Annotated in this window: 7 protein-coding genes; 4 read left to right on the forward strand and 3 right to left on the reverse strand. The window is 73.0% G+C overall.

Annotated elements, in window-relative coordinates; translation table 11 throughout:
* Positions 1–122: 122 nt before the first annotated feature.
* On the reverse strand, positions 123–1,652 hold the full coding sequence (locus MNY60_RS22710) for an Hsp70 family protein (RefSeq protein WP_242341303.1): 1,530 nt from the start codon (positions 1,650–1,652) through the stop codon (positions 123–125).
* Positions 1,653–1,799: 147 nt separating this feature from the next.
* On the opposite strand from MNY60_RS22710, the gene MNY60_RS22715 reads away from it, so the two are divergent.
* Entirely contained in the window at positions 1,800–2,720 is a 921-nt protein-coding gene (locus tag MNY60_RS22715; RefSeq protein ID WP_242341305.1) for a S1C family serine protease, read from the forward strand.
* A 6-nt stretch (positions 2,721–2,726) separates the two neighbouring features.
* Here MNY60_RS22715 and MNY60_RS22720 read toward each other — a convergent pair whose 3' ends face one another.
* Positions 2,727–3,332 carry a hypothetical protein gene (locus MNY60_RS22720; protein ID WP_242341306.1) on the reverse strand — a complete coding sequence of 202 codons (606 nt, stop codon included), beginning with the start codon at positions 3,330–3,332 and terminating at the stop codon, positions 2,727–2,729.
* Between the two features lie 78 nt (positions 3,333–3,410).
* On the opposite strand from MNY60_RS22720, the gene MNY60_RS22725 reads away from it, so the two are divergent.
* Positions 3,411–3,905, forward strand: coding sequence for a dCMP deaminase family protein (locus tag MNY60_RS22725; protein ID WP_242341307.1), 495 nt, complete (start codon positions 3,411–3,413; stop codon positions 3,903–3,905).
* Here the strand turns inward: MNY60_RS22725 and MNY60_RS22730 are convergent.
* Positions 3,895–5,121 (reverse strand): CapA family protein, encoded by a 1,227-nt coding sequence (locus MNY60_RS22730; RefSeq protein WP_242341308.1) that lies wholly within the window; start codon positions 5,119–5,121, stop codon positions 3,895–3,897. The genes MNY60_RS22725 and MNY60_RS22730 overlap by 11 nt on opposite strands.
* A gap of 298 nt (positions 5,122–5,419) precedes the next feature.
* On the opposite strand from MNY60_RS22730, the gene MNY60_RS22735 reads away from it, so the two are divergent.
* Complete coding sequence (locus MNY60_RS22735; RefSeq protein WP_242341309.1) at positions 5,420–6,340, forward strand: histidine kinase dimerization/phospho-acceptor domain-containing protein; 921 nt, start codon at positions 5,420–5,422, stop codon at positions 6,338–6,340.
* Entirely contained in the window at positions 6,337–7,743 is a 1,407-nt protein-coding gene (locus MNY60_RS22740) for a sigma-54 dependent transcriptional regulator (protein WP_242341310.1), read from the forward strand. The genes MNY60_RS22735 and MNY60_RS22740 overlap by 4 nt, the downstream gene beginning before the upstream one ends.
* Positions 7,744–7,915 lie beyond the last annotated feature (172 nt).

The following is a 7,915-nucleotide window of genomic DNA, read 5'->3' on the forward strand; positions in this document are numbered from 1 at the left end:
CGGCCGGCCCCGGCCCCGCGCCGCGACTGAGCGGACCCGCCTCGCTCGCGCGCGGCCTCCGGTGATCCGGGGGCCGCGCGAGCTTCAGGAGGCTAGGGAGGCGCGACCGGATCGTCCGGCGCTCAGCGCGTCGAGATGCGGACCGTGGTCTTCATCTGGCGGCCGGTGTCGAGGTCGCGCGCGGACATCGTGAGGATCCCCTCGATGTTGACCTCGAAGAGGATCTCGAGCCGCACCTCTCCGGCGCGGCCCGGCCGCACGCCGCTGAAGGTGAACTCGCCGAGGAGCTCGTTGTCCACCGACCAGGGCTGATCGCCCTGGTAGATGCGCACCGCGAGCTCGCTCTGGCGGTCGACCGCGTTCGTGGCCGCGATGGTCCGCGCGTTGGGGATCGCGGCGTTGCGCGGGAAGACCACGTGCATCGCGCCGCCCGCCTGCTCGATGCCGATCGCCATGGGGATGACGTCGAGGAGCTGGAGCTTCAGGTCGGAGCTCTCCTGGAGCGACCAGCCGTAGAGCGCGGCGCCGATCCCCACCGCCTCGTCGGGGTGGACGCCCTTCGACGGCGGCTTCCCGAAGAAGCGCGTGAGCCGCTCCTGGATGACGGGCATCCGGGTCTGCCCGCCGACGAGCATGACCTCGTCGATGTCCTTCGCGGTGATCCCGGCGTCCACCATGACCCCGCCCATGATCTTGAGCGAGCGGTCCACGAGGTGCTGCGTGAGCGCCTCGAGGAGCTTGCGGTCGAACCGCACGTCCATGTTGAGGGGCTGGCCCTGCGGCGTCATCGTGATGAACGGGATGGAGAACGGCGCCTCGGTGCGGGCCGAGAGGTCGATCTTGGTGCGCTCGGCGAGGTCCTTGATGCGCTGCATCGCGACCGGATCCGACGAGAGGTCGATTCCGTGCTTCTTGCGGAAGTCGTCGAGGACGTACCGGATCATCGCGTCGTCGAAGTCGATGCCGCCGAGGAAGATGTCGCCGCCGGTGGCCTTCACCTCGAACACGCGGTCGCGGATCTCGATGATCGACACGTCGAACGTGCCGCCGCCGAGGTCGTACACGAGGACGCGCTCGTCGAGCCGCTTGCCGATGCCGTAGGCGAGGGCGGCGGCCGTCGGCTCGTTGATGATGCGCACGACCTCGAGCTCCACCAACGCCCCGGCCTCCTTCACCGCCTGGCGTTGCCGGTCGGTGAAGTACGCGGGCACCGTCACGACGGCGCGCCGGACCTTGAAGCCGAGGTGATCCGACGCGACGTCCCGGATCTTCGCGAGGATCCGGGAGGCGATCTCCTGGATCGAGAAGCTCTGCCCGTGGCAGTCGACCTCGACGTCGTTCCGGTCCCCCGCGTGGACGCGGTACTGGACCGACTGCTGCATCGTGTCGACGACCTCGTCCCGCGGGGCGCGCCCGATGAGCCGCTTCGTCGCGTAGAGGGTGTTCCGCGGGTTGAGCTGCCACTGGCGCTTCGCCTCGTGGCCGATGAGCTCGTTGCCCTTGTCGTCGATCGCGAAGATGGACGGGATGGTGTACTCGCCGCCCTTGTAGGGGATGAGCTTCACCTGACCGTCGCCGTGGGCGACCGCACCGCACGAGTTCGTCGTGCCGAGATCGATCCCGATGATGGTGTCGGGGGAGAGCCGCTCCATGCCGCGGCGAGGGTACTACGAAGGTGGGGCAGGGTGGAGTTCCCGCCCTCCTGCCGTGCGAGCGGACGCTCGCCCACACGGGGGGTCGAAAGGCGCAAGCGCTCCACCCGGGGGAATTCGGGTGAAGCGCCCCCCGTTGGACGGGACGTGCTCAAGACCCGCCTCCTTCCGAGCCTCGGCGGGGCCGCTCTCGTGGCCGGCCTCTTCCTCGTCGCCTCGCCCCTCCTCGGGCTCTCCTCTCCCGCCCGCGCCGGCAACCCGCGCGCGGAGACCGTCCACAAGGTGTTCCCGAGCGCGGTGCGCATCCGGATCACCGCGGGCGGCGAGGTCGTCCGCAGCGCCTCGGGGATCGCGTTCGCCCGCGAGGGCAAGCGGAGCTTCGTCCTCACGAACGCGCACGTCGTCGAGCCGGGCCGCGCCTGGCAGGAGCCCGTCCGCATCGAGGTGCTCCCGAGCGGGCGCGACGCGCACCTCGCCGCGAAGGTCGTCGCGACCGGCAAGCTGCCGGAGACGGACATCGCGGTCCTCGAGGTCGGCGCGGAGCTGCCCGTCACGCCGCTCGCGCCGGACGAGAGCCTCGACCTCGGCGACGATCTCGTGGTCATCGGCGCGCCGTTCGGGAAGGGGCTCTCGGTCGCGGCCGGAATCGTCTCCCAGGTCGAGTACGAGTTCCTCGAGAACGCGGCCGCGCCGCGGCGCGCCAAGTCGCTCAAGACCGACGCGGCCATCGGCTACGGCAGCAGCGGCGGCGGCGTGTTCGACGTCCCGCGCGGCCGCCTCATCGGCCTCGTCGAGGGCTACCGCACGGCGCGCGTGGAGTTCGGCAAGGACGCCGACCAGTACGCGTTCGACGTGCCGATGCCCGGCGAGACGTTCGTCGCCCCGGCCGCGAAGATCCGGCGCTTCCTCGCCGACCACGGCCTCGCGCGCCTCTCCGACGACGGCTCGGGCGAGGTCGCCCAGCGCGGCCGCGGCGGCACGCAGGACGCGCAGGTCGCGGCCGGGCAGGCGGAGGTCGCCGCGCGCACCCAGCCCGTGTCGCTGCCCGCCGCGCCCGGCGCGCTCTAGGCTTCGCTAACGTCCGGTCGCGCCAGTCCCCGGCGCGGCTGGACCCGGCGAGACGCTGCCCGGACCCACGCCGCTCGGGACGCTGGCGCCGCCGGTCCCGGCCCCGCGCCCTCCCTCGGCCGGCGGCCCGCTTCCGCCGCCTGGGCCGGTGCCCTGGCCGGGAGTGGACTGCGGCTCCCCGGCGGCCGGCCTGCGAACCTGCACCCAGTACGCGAGCGCGTCGGCGTTCCGCCCGGCCCGGAGCTGCGATCCGGGGACGAGATCCGCCACCGTCCCGAGCCCCGCCGACGTGTAGACCATGGTGTTGCGGTCGACCGTGAGCGTCACCTTGCCCCCCGCCGTCCCGACGGTGATCCGGTGCGCGTGCCCGTCCACGCCCTCCAGCACGCCGGAGATCTCCTCGAGCACCGCGCCGCGCGGGAGCGGCTTGTCGGGCGGCTGGGAGCGTTTCGCCGTCCCCGCCCCCGGCGTCACGGGCGCGGACGGCGGAGCGGCGGGATCGGGCTGCGCCCGTCCCGACGGCGTCGCCACGGGAGGCAGGGCGGGCGACTGCTGGGCGAACGACGGGAGCGCGGCGAGGAGCGCGGAGAGCGCGACGGCGGTCCGGAGCATGCCTGCATGTTAATCGCTCTCTCCGCCGGAAGTCGGGCCCCTGGAGTAGGATGCCGCCTCCGGACAGCCGGAGGGCGGATGGATAATCGGGTCAGCTGGGACGAGTACTTCATGAACGTGGCGCGCGTCGTCGCGACGCGCGCGACCTGCGATCGCAAGCACGTCGGCGCGGTGCTGGTGCGCGACAAGACGATCCTCTCCACCGGGTACAACGGCTCGATCCGCGGCCTGCCGCACTGCACCGAGGCGGGGCACATGATGGAGGACGGTCACTGCGTCGCGACCGTTCACGCGGAGGCGAACGCGATCATCCAGGCGGCGAAGAACGGCGTCGCGATCGAGGGCTCCGCGATCTACACGACCGCCTCGCCGTGCTGGCCGTGCTTCAAGCTCATCGCGAACGCAGGCTGCCACCGGATCGTGTTCGGCGAGTTCTACCGGGACGAGCGGATCTTCGAGTACGCGCAGCGGCTCGGGATCGAGCTCGTCGAGCTGAAGGTGCCCGCGCGGCCCGACGTGCAGCCGGCCGACACCGGCCACGCGCGGACGGTCACCACGTCGGTCAAGGAGTAGCGGCGCTGACCGGCTTCGCCGGCTCCGGCGCTGGCGACGCGACGCTCGCGGGCGCGAGCTCTCCCGGGGCGAGCGTCCGCAGGAGGTCCTCTCCCATCACCGCCGCGACCGCCGCGCGGCGGCCGGCGAGGAGCTGCTCGCGCGCGCGGAGCCGCGTCCAGGCCTCCGCGCGATCGGCCGGGACGGGGTCCGGGAAGGCGGCGAGCTCCGCGCGCACCTGCGCGAGCGCGCGATCGACCGCGACGACGCGGATGGCGGGCTTCCGGCCGGGCTCCTTGCGCCGGTCGATCTCCACGGTGTCGTTCTCCGTCCAGAGCGGCAGGAAGTCCGCGCCCGCCACCTCCACGCGCGCGACGCCCCGCCCGTAGTCGCGGCGCGCCAGCTTCACGCGCAGGAGCGCGCCGTCCCTCGTCGCCGCGACGGCCTCGGGGGTCACGCCCGGCACGTAGTTGCGCGACTGGTTCGAGACGAAGTTCCCGAGCGAGTAGGCGATGACGGCGGTGCGGCCGTCGGCGCGGCGGTACAGCTCGACGGGCTGCAGGACGTGGGGATGGTGGCCGAGGACCACGAGCGCGCCCGCGTCGGCGAGCCGGTGGGCGAGCTCCACGTCCTCGGCGCGCGGCTGGGGCGCGTACTCCTCGCCCCAGTGGAGCGACACGACCACCGCGTCTGCCTCGGAGGCCGCGCGGCGGACGCTCTCCACCGCCCCCTCGCGATCGAGCTGCGACGCCTGGAGGCAAGCTCGCGCCGCGGGGCAGGCGTTTCCGTCCTGGTTGAAGAAGTGGGCGTACCCGAGGAACGCGATCCGCATCCCCGCGGCGTCCACCGTGACCGGGCCGGAGGCGCGCCCGGACGGGCCCGCCCCGACGTAGCGCATCCGCAGCGCGTCGAGCCGCCGGACGGTCTCCTCGAAGCCGGGCCGCCCCTGGTCGAACACGTGGTTGTTCGCGAAGGAGACGAGGTCCACGCCGGCGTGCTGCAGCGCGGCCACCGCCTCGGGCGGCGCGTTGAACACGAACGGGCGCGTGCCCTGAGCCGTGGCGGGCGCCACGGGCGTCTCGAGGTTCGCGAACATGACGTCGGGCGCGGCGAGGAGATCGGCGACGGGTGCGTAGAGCCAGGAGAAGCCCGCGTCCGGGGCGCCGCGCCCGTAGGTCGCGGCGCACTGCTTCACCGCGTCGTGCATGAGGACGTCGCCGACCGCCCCGATCGTCACCTGCGCGACCGTGCGGACCGGCGGTTCCGCGGGCGCGACCGCTTCCAGGGCGCCTCCGCGCGCTGGCGGGGAGGGGGACGTCGACGGCGCGGGGGCCGCCACGGGCTGGGCGGCGCGGTCGGCCGGTCCGCGCGCTCCGGTCGCACAGGCGGCCAGGGAGAGGGCGAGGACCACGGTGACGGATGGGGCGGACGGGAACACGCGCACGAGGGCTCCGAGCTTTACCGGTATCATCCGAGCGGGCTTGAAAAAACGACCGTCGCGACGCATCTCAGGGCGCGACTTCCAGGTTCTCATCATGCACCCATTCGCCAGAGGCGCCGCTTTCGTCGACCGGTCCGGGTCGGTCGTCGCCGCCGACCCCGGCTTCGCAGCGCAGCTGGGGCTCGGGGCCGACGCCGACCTGACCGGAGCGCTGCGGACGCGCGCCGAGACGGCGCCGGAGCTCCGCGCGCTGCTGGCCGGGGACGGCCCCGCCATCGCGCGCGTGCCGGGGCCGGACGGCCAGGTGCTCGAGCTGCACCGCGTCCCGAGCGGGGAGGGGACGCTCCTCCTCGCCCGGACCTCGCAGGACGCCGAGTGCCTCGAGCACGCCATGCGATCGCAGGGGCTCACCCGGCTGGCCGCGGGCGTCGCGCACGACATCAAGAACCCGCTGAACGCGATGGCGCTCCAGCTCGCGCTGCTCGCGGACAAGCTGTCGTCGGCCGGAGACGCGGGCGTCGCCTCGGCGTCGCACCTGGGCGCGCTGCGCGATCAGATCGGCAGGGTCAACGAGGTGGTGCGCCGCTTCCTCGACGTGACCGATCCCTCCGCGCCGCTCGGCTACACCGACGTCGGCGCGCTCGCGGCGGACACGGTCAGCCTGTTCGGCCACGACGCCCGGCGGCGCCGCATCGACCTGCACGCGGACGCCGCGCCGGGCTCCGCCCGGACGCGCTGCGATCCGGGCCGGGTGTCGCGGCTCGTGCTCGGCCTCGTCTCGCGGGCGCTCGTCGAGACGCCGGAGGGCGGGCGGATGTCGGTTCGCGTGGAGCCCGAGGCGGCGAGCTTGCGGTTGACCATCGAGCACGCGGCGGGTGAACCGGACCCCGAGCTCGGGTATTACACGGACGTCGCGGACGCCGCGGCACGGGCGCTCGGCGGCGACCTCGCCATCGTGCACGAGGGCGCGCTGGAGCGCCTCACCTTGCGGCTCCCGAGGAACGATCGCGAATGAAATACCGGGTCCTCATCGTCGACGACGAGGCCGACAGCCGCGACGCGCTGGCGGAGCTGACGCAGCGCTGGGGCTACGACGTCCAGACCGCGAGCGACGGCACCGAGGCGCTCCGCCGGGCCATCGAGGGGCACCCCGACGTCATCCTCACCGACCTCGTGATGCCGAACATGGACGGGCTCTGGCTCCTGCGCGCGCTCCGCGCCGAGCTGCCGGACTGCCCCGTCGTGCTGCTCACCGGCCGGGGGACCATCCAGACCGCGGTGCAGGCGATCAAGGAGGGCGCCTACGACTTCATCGAGAAGCCGCTTGAGGTGCCGCGCCTGCGGCTCGTGCTCGAGCGCGCCCTCGAGAAGAAAGAGACGATGCGCGAGGTGCAGCTGCTGCGGCGCCGCATCGCCGCCCTCGCCCCCGGCACGGACATGATCGGCTCGGGCCCCTCGATGCAGCGGGTGTTCGAGCTCGTGAAGAAGGTCGCGCCCTCGACGGCGAGCGTCGTCATCAGCGGCGAGAGCGGGACCGGCAAGGAGGTGGTGGCGCGCGCGATCCACAACCTCTCGCCGCGCAAGGAGAAGCCTTTCGTCGCGGTGAACTGCGGCGCGATCCCCGCGACCCTCATCGAGTCGGAGCTCTTCGGGTACGAGCGGGGGGCGTTCACCGGCGCGGACCAGCGCAGGCTCGGCAACTTCGAGCTCGCGCACAACGGCACGATCTTCCTCGACGAGATCGGGGAGCTGCCGCTCGAGCTCCAGGCGAAGTTCCTCCGCGTCCTGGAGGAGCGCCGGTTCCGCCGGCTGGGCGGGCGCGCCGAGGTGGAGGTGGACGTCCGCGTCATCTGCGCGACGAACCGCGATCTCAAGGAGGAGATCCGCAAGGGCCGCTTCCGCGAGGACCTCTACTTCCGCCTCCACGTCTTCACGATCCAGCTCCCCGCGCTCAAGGAGCGGCGCGAGGACGTCCCGCTCCTCGTTCATCACTTCCTCGAGAAGTTCAACGGCGAGACCGGCAAGCACGTGCAAGGCGTGTCGCCCGCCGCGCTCGGGATCCTGCAGGGGTACGCCTGGCCCGGAAACATCCGCGAGCTGCGCAACACCGTCGAGCGCGCGATGATCCTCGTGGACGGCGACGTCATCGGCGAGGAGCACCTCCCGCCGGACATGCAGGCCTCCCGCCCGGAGGCGGCGACGCTGCGGATGCCGCTCGGGATCCCGCTCGACAAGGTCGAGAAGGAGTACATCCTCGCGTCGCTGCAGAAGAACGGCGGGAACAAGGCGCGCACCGCCGAGATCCTCGGGATCAGCGAGAAGACTCTCTACAACAAGCTGAACCGCTACGCCGCCGAGGCGCGCACGCGCGCGGGCGAGGCCGAAGGTCAGGTCCCGGCGAGCGGCGTGAAGGCCTGAGCCGCGGCAGGCGCGCAGGTTCACGGCCCCCCCGAGCTTTGCAGTGGGAGGGCCCCGCGCGAAGCGCGGGAGGGGCGAAGCCCCTCCGGCGGGGAACCTGCGCGCACCCGCGAAAGCGGGCGCGCAGGTTCACGGGCCCCGCCGAGCAGGGGTGGGGCCCCAGCGGCATCGC

The sequence above is a fragment of the Anaeromyxobacter sp. SG17 genome (assembly GCF_022690695.1).
Taxonomy (GTDB): domain Bacteria; phylum Myxococcota; class Myxococcia; order Myxococcales; family Anaeromyxobacteraceae; genus Anaeromyxobacter; species Anaeromyxobacter soli.

Excerpts from the sequence above, each read along its gene's own strand:
- MNY60_RS22710 (WP_242341303.1), bottom strand. The coding sequence starts at position 1,652 with ATGGAGCGGCTCTCCCCCGACACCATCATCGGGATCGATCTCGGCACG.
- MNY60_RS22720 (WP_242341306.1), bottom strand. The coding sequence starts at position 3,332 with ATGCTCCGGACCGCCGTCGCGCTCTCCGCGCTCCTCGCCGCGCTCCCG.
- MNY60_RS22725 (WP_242341307.1), top strand. The coding sequence starts at position 3,411 with ATGGATAATCGGGTCAGCTGGGACGAGTACTTCATGAACGTGGCGCGC.
- MNY60_RS22735 (WP_242341309.1), top strand. The coding sequence starts at position 5,420 with ATGCACCCATTCGCCAGAGGCGCCGCTTTCGTCGACCGGTCCGGGTCG.
- MNY60_RS22740 (WP_242341310.1), top strand. The coding sequence starts at position 6,337 with ATGAAATACCGGGTCCTCATCGTCGACGACGAGGCCGACAGCCGCGAC.